Genomic DNA, 15,782 nt, shown 5'->3' on the forward strand with positions numbered 1-15,782 from the left:
GGTGGTCGGCCCGCCGGTTGTCCACAGCGCCCCGTCACCGCCCGCAGCTGTGGACAACGTCGGTGCCCGCACCGCCTGATGCCTACGGTGGGCGTTCGGTCGGCGGGTGGGGTGCGGACCGTGGGTGAGGGGGTCGGTGGTGTGGGGACACGACGCGGGACGGGCGCAGTCGCGCGCCTTCCGGTGGCAGGCCGCGGTGGTGGTGCCGGTCGGAGTCGCTCTCTGGCGCCCGGCGGACACGGCCATCGCCCTCGCCGCGATCGTGGTGGCGACGATGGTCGTCCTGCTGCTCACCGTTCCGGCGGCACTGCGGTGGTGCCGTTGGGCGGGTCGGGTCACCCGGCGTGGGTGGCGGATCGCGGAGGACGTGGCACCTGAACCGGGTGCGGCTCCTGGCCGAGCGGTGCTGTCCGACGCCCCGCCGCTGGACCTGGTGTTCCGCCGTGGCCGATGGGTGGTGGTGATGGAGGTCCGCGGGCCGACGGGCGGGTCCGGTGACGGCGCTCCGCTCGCGCTCCTGGCGCCGTTGCTGGAGTCGGCCGGCGTGGTGATCGAGACCATCCAGTGGCTGCAGACGTTCGTGACGACGACCCCGGCTGCCCTGCCCGACGGTGTCGCGCCGGGGCGGACGCTGCTCGTCCTGCGCATCGATCCCGCCCGCAACCTCTCGTCGCTGCAGGCTCGCGGAGGTGGTGAGGACGGTGCGCGGCGGCTCGTCGCGGTGACGGTCGCCCGCGCGACGGCCCTGCTCGCGCCGCGGGGGCTGCGTCCGCGGCTGCTCGACGGTGCGCAGACCCGCGCGGTGTTCGCCGCGGCCGACGCCGCCCCAGGACCGTCCGACCCGGCGGCTCTGCGCTCGGCAGGCGCCGGAACGTGGGAGCGCCGCCGCGATCTGCGGCGTTCCGGCCGGCACCACCGGTTGTTGTGCTGGGCATCGGGAACCGACGATGACACCGACGTCGGCACACTGTTGACGCCGGGTCACGTGGATTCCGAGCCGGTCGCGGCTCCCGTGCACACGGCTGTGGTCGGATCGGAGTGGATCGGATCGGAGTGGATCAGGGCCGGTCCCGGCGGTCGGCGCACGGGCGTGCTGCGGCTGACGGCTTCCCGCCCGGCGGATCTGGACCTGCTGGAGCGCTGGGCCCGCCGCCGTCTCGCGGCCGGCGGGCGGGAGTCGGCAGCCGGAATCACACCCCGGGTGGGTGTCGATCAGCAGTGGCCGTTGTACCTGGCGACGCTGCCGGGTGGCCCGCCGGGCGGGCGAGGTCCGGACCGTTGACGCGGACGCCGCGCGCGTCGCGGTCGCCCACGTCCGAGACCCGCCGCCCGGCGCGCAGTCATGGGCCGGCCGGTTCCCGGAGGTTCAGGCGGCCGGCGGCCGGTCCTGGGCTCCCCCGCGGTCCGACACCGCTGCGGACCGCTCGGTGGCGGCGTCGGACGCCGCCCGCACCGCGCGCGTCAGGTCCGCCCGCTGCCGCAGCGCGGCGTCATCGGGGTAGTCGACCCCCATCAAGGTCAAGCCACGGGCCGGCGCCCCGTGGACGGCGCTGGTCCGCCGACGGGCGGCCAACAACTCGCGGGGACGTGCCACGGGCATGCGGCCGTCCCCCACCGCCAGCAACGCACCCACCAGTGACCGGACCATCGAATGGCAGAAGGCGTCCGCGGACACGTCCACGGCGACGACACCGGGTTCGTCGGGCACCTCGCGGACGCTGAGCGCCTGCAGCTCGCGGATGGTGGTCGCGCCGTCGTGGGCGGGGGGCTTGCAGTACGCGGCGAAGTCGTCGAGCCCGATCAGCGTCTGCCCGGCCGCCGCCATCCGGTCCACGTCCAGCGGACGCGACCAGGCCAGGGTGTCGCGCCGCCGTAGCGGGTTCACCCCGAACTCGGTGGCGGCGATGCGGTAGCGGTAGTGCCGCCGGAGAGCGGCGAATCGGGCGTCGAAACCGTCGGGCGCGACGGTGATCCGCCGGACCCGCACGTCGTCGTCGAGCAGCCCGGCCAGGCGGCGCAGCAGGCCGAAGGCGCCACGCTCCACCGGTGTCAGTCGGTCATCCTGACCGGCTGGTGACCGCCGCGCCAGGGAGATCAGCACCGCGGGGTCGACGTCGATGTGCGCGACCTGCCCCAGCGCGTGAACGCCGGCGTCGGTCCGTCCCGCGACGCCGAGGGGCACCGGGCGACGGAACAACAGTGCCAACGCCGTCGACAGCTCCCCGGCGACGGTCCGGCGGCCCGGCTGCGCCGCCCACCCGGAGAAGTCCGTGCCGTCATAGCCCAGGTCGAGCCGCAGCCGCAGCAGGCGCCCGGACTCCGGTCGCCCAGCCGACGCGGCGACCGCACCGACCGCACCCGAGACGCCCGGATCCGGGGCGTGCGTCGACGACGGATCACCAGCAGCCTCGACCGGTTCCCCGACACCCACCGACCCGGCGGGCCCGGTGTCGCCGGAGCCGGTGGCGCCGGAGCCGGTCTTCCCTGAGCCGGCGTCCCCGGAGACGCCGACGGACCCGGCGGTGGGAGCTGTGGGCTCCACACCACCGGGTCCGTCGGTGGGGTACGTCATGCTGTGTGGCCGGGTGGCCGCACCCGAGAACTACTTGGTGTTCTCGGTGCCGTCGGCCGGGGCCTCGGTGCTCTCGGTTGCCGGAGCCACGGAGATCTCCTCGGCGACGGCCTCCTGAGCGGCCGCCTCGGTGGTGACGTCGGCGGCCGGGGCCTCCGTCGTCGCGTCGGCGGTCACGGTCTCGTCGGTCACGGTCTCGTCCGCGACGGTCCCGTCGGCGGGCGCGGCAACGGCTGCGCCGCCCTTGGCCTGCTTGGGGCGGTCGGCGTTGTTGGACGTCGCCGCACGACGGGCGACCCGCGAAGCGGCCGAGGTCACGGTCTCCTCGGTGATGATCTCGATGATCGCCATCGGGGCGTTGTCGCCCTTGCGGGGCAGCACCTTGACGATGCGGGTGTAGCCACCCGCACGGTTGGCCACCGCCGGCGCGATGTCGGCGAACAGGGTGTGCACGACGTTCTTGTCCGAGATCACCTTCATGACCTCACGACGCGAGTGCAGGGTGCCCCGCTTGGCCGAGGTGATGAGCTTCTCGGCCAGCGGACGGAGCCGCTTCGCCTTGGCCTCGGTGGTGGTGATCTTGCCGTGCTCGAAAAGGGACTGCGCCAGGTTGGCCAGGATCAGTCGCTCGTGGGCCGGCGATCCGCCGAGGCGGGGACCCTTCGTGGGGGTGGGCATCAGGTGCTCCTGCAGTCGTTCCGCGGGAGGTGGTTCCCGCTGTCTGGGCGATCGGAGCGGAGCCGGTCTCCCGGCTCCGCCCGATCAGGGCGTGGTGGTGGTCCCGCCGAGGCGGCACCGGGTCCGTCCCCGAGAGGCCGGACCCTGGTCGTGCGGCAGGTCCCGGCCGTCTCCGGCGCGGGACGAGCAGATCGTCAGATCTGCTCCGTCTCGGCGTAGTCGGTCTCGGTGGTCTCTTCGTCGTCCGACCAGTCGTCGTTGGCGTAGGCCAACGCGGCGGTCGCCGGGTCGAACCCGACCGGGGAGTCCTTGAGCGAGAGGTTGAGACCGGCGAGCTTGATCTTGACCTCGTCGATCGACTTCTGACCGAAGTTGCGGATGTCGAGCAGGTCCGCCTCCGTGCGGCCCACGAGCTCACCCACGGTGTGGATGCCCTCGCGCTTGAGGCAGTTGTACGAGCGGACGGTGAGGTCCATCTCCTCGATCGGCAACGAGAACGCGGCGATGTGATCCGCCTCGGCCGGCGACGGCCCGATCTCGATGCCCTCGGCGGCCGTGTTGAGCTCGCGGGCGAGCCCGAACAGCTCCACCAGGGTGGTACCGGCCGACGCGAGCGCGTCACGCGGGGAGATGGAGGACTTGGTCTCCACATCCAGCACGAGACGGTCGAAGTCGGTGCGCTGCTCGACTCGGGTGGCCTCGACGCGGTAGGTCACCTTGAGCACCGGGGAGTAGATGGAGTCGACCGGGATGCGGCCGATCTCGGCACCGACGACCTTGTTCGGGGCGGCGGGGACGTATCCACGACCGCGCTCGACGACGAGCTCGATCTCCAGCCGGCCCTTGCTGGTGAGGGTGGCCAGGTGCAGGTCGGGGTTGTGCACGACGACCCCGGCCGGCGGAGCGATGTCCTCGGCGGTGACCTCACCCGGGCCCTGCTTGCGCAGGTACATGGTGACGGGCTCGTCCTCCTCGGAGGAGACGACGAGTTCCTTGAGGTTCAGGATGAGCTCGGTGACGTCCTCCTTCACCCCCGGGACGGTGGTGAACTCGTGCAGCACGCCGTCGATGCGGATGCTGGTGACCGAGGCACCCGGGATCGACGACAGCAGGGTGCGTCGAAGCGAGTTGCCGAGGGTGTAGCCGAAGCCGGGCTCGAGCGGCTCGATGACGAAGCGCGAGCGGCTGCCCGAGATCGTCTCTTCGGTGAGTACGGGGCGCTGGGAGATCAGCACAGGGGTCCTCCTTGATCGGTGGCATCCGCTATATGACGCCACGTTGTGACGGGCTCGGTCCGCCATATGACCGGGCCCGGTACCGCGGACACACCACCGCACCCACCCCCGGAGGGGGCGGGTGCGGCAGGTGGCTTACTTCGAGTAGAACTCGACGATCAGCTGCTCGCTGATCTGGGTGTCGATCTGCTGCCGGATCGGCAGGGAGTGGATCAGCACGCGGAGCGAGTTCGGCACGACCTGCAGCCAGGCCGGGGTCGGACGCTCACCGTAGGACTGGCGGGCCAGCTCGATCGGGAACTTCTCCACCGACTGCTTGCGCACGTCGATGATGTCGTACTGGCTGACGCGGTAGGACGGGACGTCCACGCGCTGGCCGTTGACGGTGAAGTGGCCGTGGCTGACCAGCTGGCGCGAGTGCCGACGCGTGCGGGCCAGGCCGGCACGGTAGATCACATTGTCCAGACGCGACTCGAGGATCTGCAGCAGGGTCTCGCCGGTCTTGCCGGGGCGGGACGCGGCTTCCTCGTAGTAGCGACGGAACTGCTTCTCCATCACGCCGTAGCTGAAGCGGGCCTTCTGCTTCTCCTGCAGCTGCGACAGGTATTCCTTCTCCTTCGAGCGCGCACGACCGTGCTGCCCGGGAGGGAACGGACGCTTCTCGAAAGCCGCGTCGCCGCCGACCAGGTCGGTCTTGAGGCGACGGGACTTCTTGGTCATGGGACCGGTGTAACGAGCCATATCTCAATCTCCCCGTATCAGACCCGGCGCCGCTTGGGCGGCCGCGTCCCGTTGTGTGCCTGCGGGGTGACGTCGGAAATCGCACCGACCTCGAGTCCAGCGGCCTGCAGCGAACGAATTGCCGTCTCGCGACCCGAACCCGGGCCCTTGACGAACACGTCGACCTTCTTCATGCCGTGCTCGATCGCCTTGCGGGCGGCGCTCTCGGCCGCCATCTGCGCGGCGAACGGGGTGGACTTACGCGAGCCCTTGAAGCCGACATGGCCGGCGGAGGCCCACGAGATGACCGCACCGGTCGGATCGCTGATCGAGACGATGGTGTTGTTGAACGTGCTCTTGATGTGAGCGTGGCCGTGGGCCACGTTCTTCTTCTCCTTGCGCCGGATCTTCTTCGGGGCTCCAGCGCCCTGGCGAGTCTTGGGGGGCACTGTGCTTACCTAGCCTTCTTCTTGCCGGCGATGGTCTTCTTCGGACCCTTACGGGTACGGGCGTTGGTCTTGGTGCGCTGACCGCGGACCGGCAGGTGGCGGCGGTGACGGATGCCCTGGTAGGACCCGATCTCCATCTTGCGACGGATGTCGGCCTGCACCTCGCGGCGCAGGTCACCCTCGACCCGGTAGTTGGCCTCGATCTGATCGCGGAGGGCGAGGACGTCCTCGTCGGTCAGATCCTTGCTGCGCAGGTCCGGGCTGATGCCGGTGGCCGTGAGCAGCTCGAGCGCGCGGGTGCGCCCGATTCCGTAGATGTAGGTGAGTGCGATCGCCATCCGCTTGTCGCGGGGGAGATCGACACCGGCGAGACGTGCCATCTGGCGAACGCTCCTTCGGTACTCGGAGGTGTCGGTCGTGATCCGTCCCTGATCGATCAGGGCCCCGGCCTCCGACCGGGGGTGTCCGTCCTCGACTGCCGGACGGTTGGAATCACGATGCTTCTGGACGGCCCGTCCACTTCTCGGACGGGCGCAGCCCCGGGGCTCAGCCCTGGCGCTGCTTGTGACGAACGTTCTCGCAGATGACCATGACGCGGCTGTGGCGACGGATCACCTTGCACTTGTCACAGATCTTCTTGACGCTCGGCTGGACCTTCATGGGGCACTTCTTCCTGCAGGCACGTGCCTGCTGTAGCGCTGCTTACTTGTAGCGGTACACGATCCGTCCCCGCGACAGGTCATAGGTGGAGAGCTCCACCACGACCCGGTCCTCGGGGAGGATACGGATGTAGTGCTGCCGCATCTTGCCGCTGATATGGGCCAGAACCCGGTGGCCGTTCTCGAGTTCCACCCGGAACGACGCGTTGGGCAGTGCCTCCACGACCCGGCCCTCGACCTCGATGGCTCCGTCTTTCTTCGCCATATCCTCCGCAATCCGCTGACGTATCCGTTGGTCTTACTGGTACTGCCCGACCGGAACCGCCCGGTCGGTACCGCCCTGCTGGTGCACAACCATTGCCGGCCGGCACGGCCGCGTCCGGGCGAACCGCACGGGTCCTCCGGACACAGCACAAACCAACCAGTTCGGGACGACCCGGCTGGCTGGCTCGGCAATCCTGGGGCACGTCGTACGGTGGTGTTCCCGGCTGTTGCACCGCTCCGGACCACCGCACTGTCGACGCCGATCACCCGCTCCCACCCGGTGGGGACACCGGAACGAGAGGGACATGACGCAGCGCCGGACATGCCGACTACTCAGTGTACGTCCGGGAGGCCTCGACGGCCAACTTCACGGCCGGGTCCGGGCGCGACGGCCGTCACGCACCGTGGTGACCACCCGGCGTCGGCGCTGCGACCGCACCGTCGACGGGAACCGCCGACCGCGACTGCCGCGCCGGCTACACCGACGGCTCAGCCGGCCTGCGCGACCGGCCGGTAGAGGGCTTCCGGACGACCGGCGCTGCGGTGACGCAGGCTGCGGGCCAGTACCCCGGCGTCGGCCAGGTAGTCCAGGTACCGCCGGACGGTGAGCCGGGAGGCACCGATCGCCGACGCCACCGCCGATGCCGACAGCCCCGGTACCTCGTCGGCGGGCGGGGCGCAGCACTCGCGGACGACGACGGTGATCGCGTCGAGAGTGTCGGGACGCATGCCGAGCGGCAGCCCCGACCGGGCGGCACGGGAGCGACGCGTGGGCACCGGCCCCGTGTCGTCGATGGGCGCCCGCTCGGCGGCCCAGGACTGCAGGACGTCGCGGACGAGTTCGAAGCTGAACGGCCGCACCAGCTCGCCCGCGACCCCGGCGGGGAGCGGGCCGGCGGCGGCCACGCGGTCCGCCGCAGCGGTGGTCAGCAGCACGTCACCCCGGAAGCCCTGTTCCCGCAGTCGTGCGGCGAGCTCGACCCCGTCGGCGTCGGGCAACCTGCGGTCCAGCAGCACCAGGTGGACGTCCCCCTTGGCGAGCCGCCGCAGCCCGGCCGCGGCGCTGCCGACGGTGGCCGTGGCGCGGAATCCGGGCAACCGGTTCACCAGCGCGGCCTCGGCCCGTGCAGCCGTCCGGTCGTCCGCGACGACCAGCACGTTGACCACTGTGGACACGCCGATCTCCGTTCCGATCGAGAACTCCCAGGTGACCCGACGGGTCGCGTCCGGCGCATCGACGGCCCGGGCGGTACCGGCGGGCGTGACCCGACCGGCACTCACGAATGGTGACACACACACCCGTTGAGCCCAAGGTGTTCACACACACGATCACTTCTGCTCGACCGTTCATCACCGTGCGCGACGACGATGGACGATCCCTCGTCCCGATCAGGGGACGACGGAACGCCACGCCGCCGGTCGGACTCGGGCGGCGTCGGAGGGCTCGGGCGTGACGGATCAGTCCAGGCTGACGGGCACCACGCCGAACGGCGCCAGACCCGCCACTCCCCCGTCTGCGGCGCTCAGCACGCAGATCCCGTCGTCGGTGATGGCGATGCTGTGCTCGACGTGCGCCGCGCGCGAACCGTCCTTGGTCACGACCGTCCAGTGGTCGTCGAGTTCGCGGGAGGCCGACGTACCCAGGGTGAGCATCGGTTCGATGGCCAGGGCCGTGCCCGGAGGCAGCTTGAGACCCTTGCCCTGCCGGCCGTGGTTGGGCACGAACGGATCCATGTGCATGGCGGTCCCGATGCCGTGACCCCCGTAGCCGTCCACCTCGCCGTAGCGCCGGCCGTCGTTGGCGCCGCTCTTGCGCACACTCGACTCGATGGCAGCGGTGATGGCACCCAACCTGCCGTTCGGCCGGGCGGCGGCGATACCGGCCCACATGGCGTCGTTGGCGGCGGCGATGAGGTCGACCTCGTCCATCGAGGGCGGCTCACCGACGTGGACCGACACCGCCGAGTCGGAGTGCCAGCCGTCCAGGATGCACCCGCAGTCGATGGAGAGCAGGTCGCCCTCCCGCAGGACCCGGTCGGCGGAGGGGATGCCGTGCACGATCTCGGCGTTCACCGAGGCGCAGATCGTGCCCGGGAAGCCGTGGTAGCCCTTGAAATTGGACGTGGCCCCGGCGTCGGCGATGACCTGAGCGCCGATGGCGTCGACGTCGGCGGTGGTCATGCCCGGCGCGACCGCCGCGGTCATCGCAGCGATGGCCCGGGCCAGGATGACCCCCGACGCACGCATCGCCTGCAGTTCATCGCGGGTCTTGAGTTCGATGCCCTTCGACACGGTTCAGCCGTGTTCCAGGTCGCTGCGGCCGAGCGCACGCAGGATGCGGTGCTGAACCTCGCTGATCTCGCCGACACCGTCGACCTCCAGCACCAGGTCGCCGTAGAACTCGACCAGCGGCACCGTCTCCGCGTGGTAGATCGCCAGCCGCCGCTGGATCGCGTCCGCGGTGTCGTCGGCACGACCCCGGGCCATCATGCGTTCCATCAGGATCTCGTCCGGGGCGTCGATCACCAGCACGCTGGTCAGTGCCGACCCGCGTTCGGCCAGCAACTCACCCAGCCACTTGGCCTGGGACAGGTTGCGGGGGAAGCCGTCGAGGATCCAGCCGTTGACCATGTCCTCGTCCTCGAGACGGGCCGCCACCATGGCGCTGGTGACCTCGTCCGGGACGAGTTCACCCTTGTCCATGTAGGTCTGCACCGTCTTGCCCAGCGCGGTGCCGTGGCCGATGTTGAGTCGGAACAGATCGCCGGTGGAGACGTGCGGCACTCCGAGGTTCTCGGCCAGCAACGTGGCCTGCGTGCCCTTGCCCGCTCCCTGCGGACCGACGATCAGCACTCGCATCAGCGCAGGAACCCTTCGTAGTTGCGTTGCATCAGCTGGGTCTCGATCTGCTTCACCGTGTCGAGACCGACGCCGACCATGATGAGCACCGCGGTGCCACCGAAGGGGAAGTTCTGGTTGTTGCCGTCACCGGTGACGTCGAGGAAGAGGTTGGGCAGGATCGCCACGATACCGAGGTACAGCGACCCGGGCAGGGTGATGCGGCTCAGCACGAACTGCAGGTACTCCGCGGTCGGCCGGCCGGGCCGGATTCCGGGGATGAACCCGCCGTACTTCTTCAGGTCGTCCGCACGTTCGGTCGGGTTGAAGTTGATGCCGACGTAGAAGTAGGTGAAGAAGATGATGAGTGCGAAGTACAGCGCGATGTGCGACCAGGTCCCCTGCGCGATGATGTTCTGCTGCACCCACAGCTGCCAGCCGCCGGTGAAGTTGCCCTCGGCGTCGACGGTGGGGTTGCCCACGAGCTGGATCAGCAGCGTGGGGATGTAGAGCAGCGACGTCGCGAAGATGACGGGGATGACGCCGGCCTGGTTCACCTTCAGCGGCAGGTAGGTGGTGGTCCCGCCGTACTGCTTGCGGCCGATCATCCGCTTCGCGTACTGCACGGGCAGCCGCCGCTGACCCTGCTCGACGAACACGACGGCGGCGATGACCAGCAGCGCGATCAGGATGAAGATCGCCAGGATGACGCCGTTGGAGTTGGTGAGGATCGTGCTGCCCTCGCTCGGGATCCGCGCCGCGATCGAGGAGAAGATCAGCAGCGACATGCCGTTGCCGATCCCCCGGTCGGTGATCATCTCGCCCATCCACATGATGACGGCGGTGCCGGCGGTCATGGTGAGGACCAGCACCAGCAGCGCCAGCGGCGACTGGTCGGGGATGATCTGGTCGCCGACGCTGCAGCCGGCGAACATGGTGCCGTTGAGGGCGAGCGCGAGGAACGCCGCCGACTGCAACAGGCCCAGCCCGATGGTCAGGTAGCGGGTGTACTGCGTCATCTTCGCCTGGCCGGCCTGGCCCTGCCGCTTGAGCTGCTCGAAGCGCGGGATCACCACGGTCAGCAGTTGCACGATGATGCTCGCGGTGATGTAGGGCATGATGCCCAGCGCGAACACGCTGAGGCGCAACAGTGCGCCACCGGAGAACAGGTTCAGCAGGGTGTAGACGTCCGACGTCCCGCCCGACGTCTCCTGGATGCACTGGTCGACGACGGCGTACGACACCCCCGGGGACGGGATGGCCGCACCCAGCCGGTAGATGGCGATCATGGCCAGCGAGAAGAGGATCTTCTTACGCAGGTCGGGCGTCTTGAGCGCCGACACGAACGCGGTGAGCAATGATCCTCCTGGCTTTGCCACCGCCGAGCACTCCGTGCGGTGGTGACGTTTCGCGCAGCGGGCCGCGCGTCGAGATGTGGTGACGGACTACGGGTACGTACCGGGTACTGCCTGCTTCGTGCACTGCTTCGTCGCTGTGCCGCTCACTGCGTAGTGCTGATGTCGCTGCGTAGTGCTGGTGTCGCTGCGTAGTGCTGGTGTCGCTGCGTACTGCTGCTCGTACTGCGTCCTGCTGTTCTCACCGCCTACTGCCGGTCGATCCGACCGCCGTACTGGTTGCCGCACTGACCGCCACGACGCCGGACGGGCACCGACGGCGCCGACGGACACCCGACCGCAGAACGCGCAGGGATGCCCGACCCCAAACTCTAACCCACCCGGGACGGTGAACGGCCCGGTTGACCCACGGACCGCGGACTCCCCCGCGCGCGCGGCCGTCCGCGGCCACCGGCCGCCCGGACCGCCTGCCGCCGAACGGTTCCCGGCGGTGGCGAGCCGCCCCGGAACGCCACATGCCCCCCGGCGTGAGCCGGGGGGCATGGGAGCGGTACGGACTACAGCGCGGTGGCGCTGCCGCCGGCCGAGGCCAGCTTGTCCTTCGCCGAGCCGGAGAACGCGTGTGCGCTCACCTGCAGCGACACCCCGGCGATGTCGCCGTCGCCGAGCACCTTGACCAGCTGGCCGCTGCGGACAGCGCCCTTGCCGACCAGGTCCTCGACGGACACGGAGCCACCCTGGGGGAACAGCGTCGCCAGCTGGCCGACGTTGACCACCTGGTAGGTGGTCCCGAAGCGGTTCTTGAAGCCCTTGAGCTTCGGGAGCCGCATGTGGATCGGGACCTGGCCACCCTCGAAACCGGCGGGGGTGTTCTTGCGGGCGCCGGTGCCCTTGGTGCCACGACCGGCGGTCTTGCCCTTGGAGCCCTCACCGCGGCCGAGACGGGTCTTGGCCGTCTTGGCGCCGGGGGCGGGCCGCAGGTGATGCAGCTTGATCGTCATTCGGAACCACCCACTTCTGAAACTTCCTCGACCTCGATCAGGTGCCGCACGGTGTGCAGGTAACCGCGGTTCACCGCGTTGTCCGGCACGACCACCGTGTGGTTGATCCTCTTCAGACCGAGCGAGCGGACGGTCTCCCGCTGGTTCGGCTTGACTCCGATGATGGAGCGCTTCTGCGTGACCTGGAAAGCCATGGTCAGACCCCCACTCGCGCCGAGAGGGCGTTGGCCTGGGCCAGCAGCATCTTGTGCGGAGCGACGTCCTCGACCGGGAGACCGCGGCGGGCCGCGACCTCTTCCGGACGGACCAGACCCTTCAGACCCGCGATCGTGGCGTGCACGATGTTGATCGGGTTGTCCGAGCCCAGCGACTTGCTGAGGATGTCGTGGATCCCCGCGCACTCCAGGACGGCACGCACCGGGCCACCGGCGATGACGCCGGTACCCGGGGAGGCCGGACGCAGCAGGACGACGCCGGCTGCGGCCTCCCCCTGGATCGGGTGCGGGATGGTGTCGCCGATGCGCGGCACCTTGAACATGCTCTTCTTGGCCTCTTCGACGCCCTTGGCGATGGCCGCGGGGATCTCCTTGGCCTTGCCGTAGCCGACGCCGACCGAGCCGTTGCCGTCGCCGACGACGACCAGGGCGGTGAAGCTGAAGCGACGACCACCCTTGACGACCTTGGCGACACGGTTCGTCGCCACGATGCGCTCGAGCAGCGGGTTCTTCTCTACCGGTGCGTCACGGCGGCCGTCGCGACGGCCTCCGTCACGACGGTCACGACGGTCACCGTCGCGAGCGCCGCCACCGGCGGCGTTGTTGTCGCGCCGTGCGGGTCCGGGCATCAGATGTCCCTCTCGATCTTCAAAACGTGCGGTGCAGTCATGTCAGAACTCCAGTCCGGCGCCGCGGGCGGCGTCGGCCAGAGCGGCGATCCGGCCGTGGTACTTGTCGCCACCACGGTCGAAGACCACGGTGGTGACGCCGGCGGCCTTGGCGCGGTCGGCGACGAGCTCGCCCACGCGCTTGGCCTTGGCGGTCTTGTCGGCGGTCAGCCCACGCAGATCGGCTTCCAGGCTCGAGGCCGACGCCAGGGTGTGACCCTGGGCGTCGTCGACGATCTGGGCGACGATGTGGCGCGCGGAGCGGGTGACCACGAGACGCGGCCGCGCGGCGTCGCCGACGACCTTCTTGCGCAGACGGAAGTGGCGGGTGGCCCGGGCCGTGGCCCGCTTCTGCGAGATGTTCTTGCCGGCGCGGACGCCGATCTCGGTGTTGCCTGTCTTGATAGCCATCGCTTACTTACCCGTCTTCCCGACCTTGCGCCGGACGACCTCGCCGGCGTACCGCACACCCTTGCCCTTGTACGGGTCGGGACGGCGCAACTTGCGGATGTTCGCGGCGACCTCGCCGACCAGCTGCTTGTCGATGCCCTCGACGCGGAAGCGGGTCGGGCTCTCGACCACGAACGTGATGCCCTCGGGCGCGGTGACCGGCACCGGGTGCGAGTAACCGAGGGAGAACACGAGGTTGCGACCCTCGGCGGCGACGCGGTAACCGACGCCGACGATCTCCATCGGCTTGACGTAGCCGGTGGTGACACCGACGACCATGTTGTTGACCAGCGTGCGGGTCAGGCCGTGACGGGCCCGGGAATCGCGCTCGTCGTCGGGACGGGTGACCGACAGCGTGCCGTCGGACTCCTTCGTCACCGAGATGGGCTCGACCACGACGTGGCTGAGGGCGCCCTTGGGGCCCTTGACCGCGACGGACGAACCGTTGATGTTGACCTCGACGCCCGCGGGAACGGGGATCGGGAGCCTACCGATACGAGACATGAGACCCTCCCCTACCAGACGTAGGCGAGGACTTCCCCGCCTACCTTCTTCTTGTGGGCCTGACGATCGGTCAGCAGACCGTCGGAGGTCGAGATGATGGCGATACCGAGACCGCCGAGGACCTTGGGGAGCTCGGTCGAGCGCGTGTAGATGCGCAGCCCGGGCTTGGAGACGCGCTTGATGCCGGCGAGCGAGCGCTCACGGCTGGGCCCGTACTTGAGGGTGATCTTGAGGGTCTTGCCGACCGTGGCGTCCTCGGTGGTCCAGGAGCCGATGTAGCCCTCCTTGACCAGGATGTCGGCGATGTGCCCCTTCAGCTTCGAGAAGGGCATCGTCACCTCATCGTGGAACGCCGAGTTGGCGTTGCGGATGCGCGTGAGCATGTCCGCGATGGGATCCGTCATTGACATAGCAGGTGTACTACCTCTCTCGCCCTGGTTCCCCGCCGGGGATTCCGGGTCGGGCCTGGGGCGAAGTGCGTCCCGGCCGGAGCCGGGACTGCCGATGCATCCGGCGGGCGGCCGGGTGCGGATGGGTGGTGCGGATGATGCGGAACGGCGTCCAGCCGGACCCGGGACGCCTCGCGGCTACCGGGCCCGGCTGGGACCGACTACCAGGAGGACTTGGTGATACCGGGCAGTTCGCCGGCGTGCGCCATGTCCCGCAGGCAGATGCGGCACAGACCGAACTTCTTGTACACCGAGTGCGGACGACCGCACTTGTTGCAGCGGGTGTACCCACGGACCTTGAACTTCGGGGTCTTCTTGGCCTTGTTGATCAGGGACGTCTTGGCCATGGTCAGTTCTCCTTGAAGGGGAAGCCGAGCTGCTTGAGCAGCGCACGGCCTTCGTCGTCGGTCGCGGCCGAGGTCACGACGGTGATGTCCATACCGCGCGGCCGGTCGATCCGGTCGATGTCGATCTCGTGGAACATCGACTGCTCGTTCAGACCGAACGTGTAGTTGCCGTTCCCGTCGAACTGGGTGGCCGACAGACCGCGGAAGTCACGGATACGCGGCAGCGCGATGGTCAGCAGCCGGTCCAGGAACTCCCACATCCGGTCGCCGCGCAGGGTGACCTTCGCGCCGATCGGCATGCCCTCACGGAGCTTGAACTGCGCGATCGACTTGCGGGCCTTGCGGACCAGCGGCTTCTGCCCGGTGATGGCCGAGAGGTCGCGGACGGCACCCTCGATCAGCTTCGAGTCACGCGCGGCCTCGCCGACGCCCATGTTGACGACGACCTTGACCACACCGGGGATCTGCATGATGTTGGCGTAGCTGAACTGCTCGTTCAGGCCGCTGCGGATCTCGTCGTTGTAGCGCTGCTTCAGCCGCGGGACCGGACGGGCGAACTCGTTGGTCGGGACACTGTTGATAGCGGTGGTCATTACAGCTCCTTCCCGGTCTTGCGCGAGAAGCGGATGCGACGGGACTCGTCGCCCTCCGTGCCCCGCTTGCCGACGCGCGTCGGCTTGCCGTCGTTGTCCACGACCATCACGTTGGAGATGTGGATCGCGGCTTCCTGGGTGACGATGCCGCCGGACTTCGCGCCACGCTCGGTGCTGGACACCTTGGTGTGCTTCTTGATCCGGTTGACGCCCTCGACGAGGACGCGCTGGGTGTCCGGGTAGGCCTGGATGACCTTGCCCTTGGCGCCCTTGTCCTTACCTGCGATCACCAGAACGGTGTCGCCCTTCTTCACCTTCATGGCCATGTTCAGAGCACCTCCGGTGCCAGCGAGATGATCTTCATGTAGCGCTTGTCGCGCAGTTCCCGGCCGACCGGCCCGAAGATGCGGGTACCACGGGGATCGCCGTCGGCCTTGATCAGCACAGCGGCGTTCTCGTCGAACTTGATGTAGGAGCCGTCCTGACGACGCTTCTCCTTGACGGTGCGGACGATGACGGCCTTGACCACATCGCCCTTCTTCACTCCGGCGCCGGGGATGGCGTCCTTCACGGTGGCGACGATGATGTCGCCGATGCCGGCGTAACGCCGCCCCGAGCCGCCGAGCACGCGGATGCACAGAATCTCCTTGGCGCCGGTGTTGTCAGCCACCCGGAGCCTGGACTCTTGCTGAATCACAGCAGCCCAACCTTCTCGTCTCTCCCGCGGCGTGCCGCGGGAACGTACGCACTGGTCTCGCCCTGAACCGCGGATCCGCCCTCGCGGT

General features: G+C 69.3%; 23 protein-coding genes. 1 reads left to right on the top strand and 22 read right to left on the bottom strand.

The annotated features are described in order from the left end of the window. Positions 1-124: 124 nt before the first annotated feature. Positions 125-1,282 (top strand): type VII secretion protein EccE, encoded by a 1,158-nt coding sequence (locus DB033_RS09745; RefSeq protein ID WP_157970610.1) that lies wholly within the window; start codon positions 125-127, stop codon positions 1,280-1,282. 84 nt (positions 1,283-1,366) lie between these two features. Here the strand turns inward: DB033_RS09745 and truA are convergent, their stop codons facing one another. The 22 genes from truA to rplN form a co-directional block, all read right to left on the bottom strand. Next, entirely contained in the window at positions 1,367-2,572 is a 1,206-nt protein-coding gene (gene truA / locus DB033_RS09750) for a tRNA pseudouridine(38-40) synthase TruA (RefSeq protein WP_205843744.1), read from the bottom strand. 30 nt (positions 2,573-2,602) lie between these two features. Next, positions 2,603-3,250 (bottom strand): 50S ribosomal protein L17, encoded by a 648-nt coding sequence (gene rplQ, locus DB033_RS09755; protein WP_111766504.1) that lies wholly within the window; start codon positions 3,248-3,250, stop codon positions 2,603-2,605. A gap of 194 nt (positions 3,251-3,444) precedes the next feature. After that, a complete protein-coding gene (locus tag DB033_RS09760) occupies positions 3,445-4,485 on the bottom strand; it encodes a DNA-directed RNA polymerase subunit alpha (RefSeq protein WP_111766505.1) in 1,041 nt (346 codons plus the stop codon). Between the two features lie 135 nt (positions 4,486-4,620). Beyond that, complete coding sequence (rpsD, locus tag DB033_RS09765) at positions 4,621-5,226, bottom strand: 30S ribosomal protein S4 (RefSeq protein WP_111766506.1); 606 nt, start codon at positions 5,224-5,226, stop codon at positions 4,621-4,623. Between the two features lie 17 nt (positions 5,227-5,243). Then, positions 5,244-5,654 (bottom strand): 30S ribosomal protein S11, encoded by a 411-nt coding sequence (gene rpsK / locus DB033_RS09770; RefSeq protein ID WP_111766507.1) that lies wholly within the window; start codon positions 5,652-5,654, stop codon positions 5,244-5,246. Positions 5,655-5,659: 5 nt separating this feature from the next. Next, the gene (gene rpsM, locus DB033_RS09775) at positions 5,660-6,034 is read right to left on the bottom strand and encodes a 30S ribosomal protein S13 (protein WP_111766508.1); all 375 of its coding nucleotides are present in this window, start codon (positions 6,032-6,034) and stop codon (positions 5,660-5,662) included. Positions 6,035-6,200: 166 nt separating this feature from the next. Further along, positions 6,201-6,314, bottom strand: a complete 114-nt coding sequence (rpmJ, locus tag DB033_RS09780; RefSeq protein WP_111766509.1) for a 50S ribosomal protein L36 — start codon at positions 6,312-6,314, stop codon at positions 6,201-6,203. A gap of 42 nt (positions 6,315-6,356) precedes the next feature. Further along, complete coding sequence (gene infA / locus DB033_RS09785; protein WP_111766510.1) at positions 6,357-6,578, bottom strand: translation initiation factor IF-1; 222 nt, start codon at positions 6,576-6,578, stop codon at positions 6,357-6,359. A gap of 488 nt (positions 6,579-7,066) precedes the next feature. Continuing rightward, a complete protein-coding gene (locus DB033_RS09790; protein ID WP_157970611.1) occupies positions 7,067-7,753 on the bottom strand; it encodes a response regulator in 687 nt (228 codons plus the stop codon). A gap of 282 nt (positions 7,754-8,035) precedes the next feature. Continuing rightward, the gene (map, locus tag DB033_RS09795; RefSeq protein ID WP_111766512.1) at positions 8,036-8,869 is read right to left on the bottom strand and encodes a type I methionyl aminopeptidase; all 834 of its coding nucleotides are present in this window, start codon (positions 8,867-8,869) and stop codon (positions 8,036-8,038) included. Between the two features lie 3 nt (positions 8,870-8,872). Continuing rightward, the gene (locus DB033_RS09800; protein ID WP_111766513.1) at positions 8,873-9,436 is read right to left on the bottom strand and encodes an adenylate kinase; all 564 of its coding nucleotides are present in this window, start codon (positions 9,434-9,436) and stop codon (positions 8,873-8,875) included. Then, on the bottom strand, positions 9,436-10,773 hold the full coding sequence (secY, locus tag DB033_RS09805) for a preprotein translocase subunit SecY (RefSeq protein WP_111766514.1): 1,338 nt from the start codon (positions 10,771-10,773) through the stop codon (positions 9,436-9,438). Before secY ends, DB033_RS09800 begins: the two co-directional genes overlap by 1 nt. Before the next feature lie 554 nt (positions 10,774-11,327). Then, positions 11,328-11,771, bottom strand: a complete 444-nt coding sequence (gene rplO, locus DB033_RS09810) for a 50S ribosomal protein L15 (protein WP_111766515.1) — start codon at positions 11,769-11,771, stop codon at positions 11,328-11,330. Then, positions 11,768-11,965 (bottom strand): 50S ribosomal protein L30, encoded by a 198-nt coding sequence (gene rpmD, locus DB033_RS09815; protein ID WP_111766516.1) that lies wholly within the window; start codon positions 11,963-11,965, stop codon positions 11,768-11,770. The genes rplO and rpmD overlap by 4 nt, the downstream gene beginning before the upstream one ends. Positions 11,966-11,967: 2 nt before the next feature. Continuing rightward, positions 11,968-12,615, bottom strand: a complete 648-nt coding sequence (gene rpsE, locus DB033_RS09820; protein ID WP_111766517.1) for a 30S ribosomal protein S5 — start codon at positions 12,613-12,615, stop codon at positions 11,968-11,970. 42 nt (positions 12,616-12,657) lie between these two features. Next, positions 12,658-13,065 carry a 50S ribosomal protein L18 gene (gene rplR / locus DB033_RS09825; protein ID WP_111766518.1) on the bottom strand — a complete coding sequence of 136 codons (408 nt, stop codon included), beginning with the start codon at positions 13,063-13,065 and terminating at the stop codon, positions 12,658-12,660. Positions 13,066-13,068: 3 nt separating this feature from the next. After that, positions 13,069-13,608 (bottom strand): 50S ribosomal protein L6, encoded by a 540-nt coding sequence (gene rplF, locus DB033_RS09830; RefSeq protein WP_111766519.1) that lies wholly within the window; start codon positions 13,606-13,608, stop codon positions 13,069-13,071. Between the two features lie 11 nt (positions 13,609-13,619). Further along, complete coding sequence (rpsH, locus tag DB033_RS09835) at positions 13,620-14,018, bottom strand: 30S ribosomal protein S8 (RefSeq protein ID WP_111766520.1); 399 nt, start codon at positions 14,016-14,018, stop codon at positions 13,620-13,622. A gap of 200 nt (positions 14,019-14,218) precedes the next feature. After that, positions 14,219-14,404 (bottom strand): type Z 30S ribosomal protein S14, encoded by a 186-nt coding sequence (locus DB033_RS09840; RefSeq protein WP_111766521.1) that lies wholly within the window; start codon positions 14,402-14,404, stop codon positions 14,219-14,221. 2 nt (positions 14,405-14,406) lie between these two features. Continuing rightward, positions 14,407-14,997 (bottom strand): 50S ribosomal protein L5, encoded by a 591-nt coding sequence (gene rplE, locus DB033_RS09845; protein WP_111766522.1) that lies wholly within the window; start codon positions 14,995-14,997, stop codon positions 14,407-14,409. Continuing rightward, positions 14,997-15,317: a 50S ribosomal protein L24 gene (gene rplX, locus DB033_RS09850; protein ID WP_111767387.1), complete on the bottom strand. Its 321-nt coding sequence runs from the start codon at positions 15,315-15,317 to the stop codon at positions 14,997-14,999. The genes rplE and rplX overlap by 1 nt, the downstream gene beginning before the upstream one ends. Before the next feature lie 8 nt (positions 15,318-15,325). Further along, on the bottom strand, positions 15,326-15,694 hold the full coding sequence (gene rplN / locus DB033_RS09855; protein WP_111766523.1) for a 50S ribosomal protein L14: 369 nt from the start codon (positions 15,692-15,694) through the stop codon (positions 15,326-15,328). Between the last annotated feature and the right edge of the window lie 88 nt (positions 15,695-15,782).

Origin of the sequence: Nakamurella deserti (assembly GCF_003260015.1) — a bacterium.
GTDB classification, from domain to species: Bacteria; Actinomycetota; Actinomycetes; order Mycobacteriales; family Nakamurellaceae; genus Nakamurella; species Nakamurella deserti.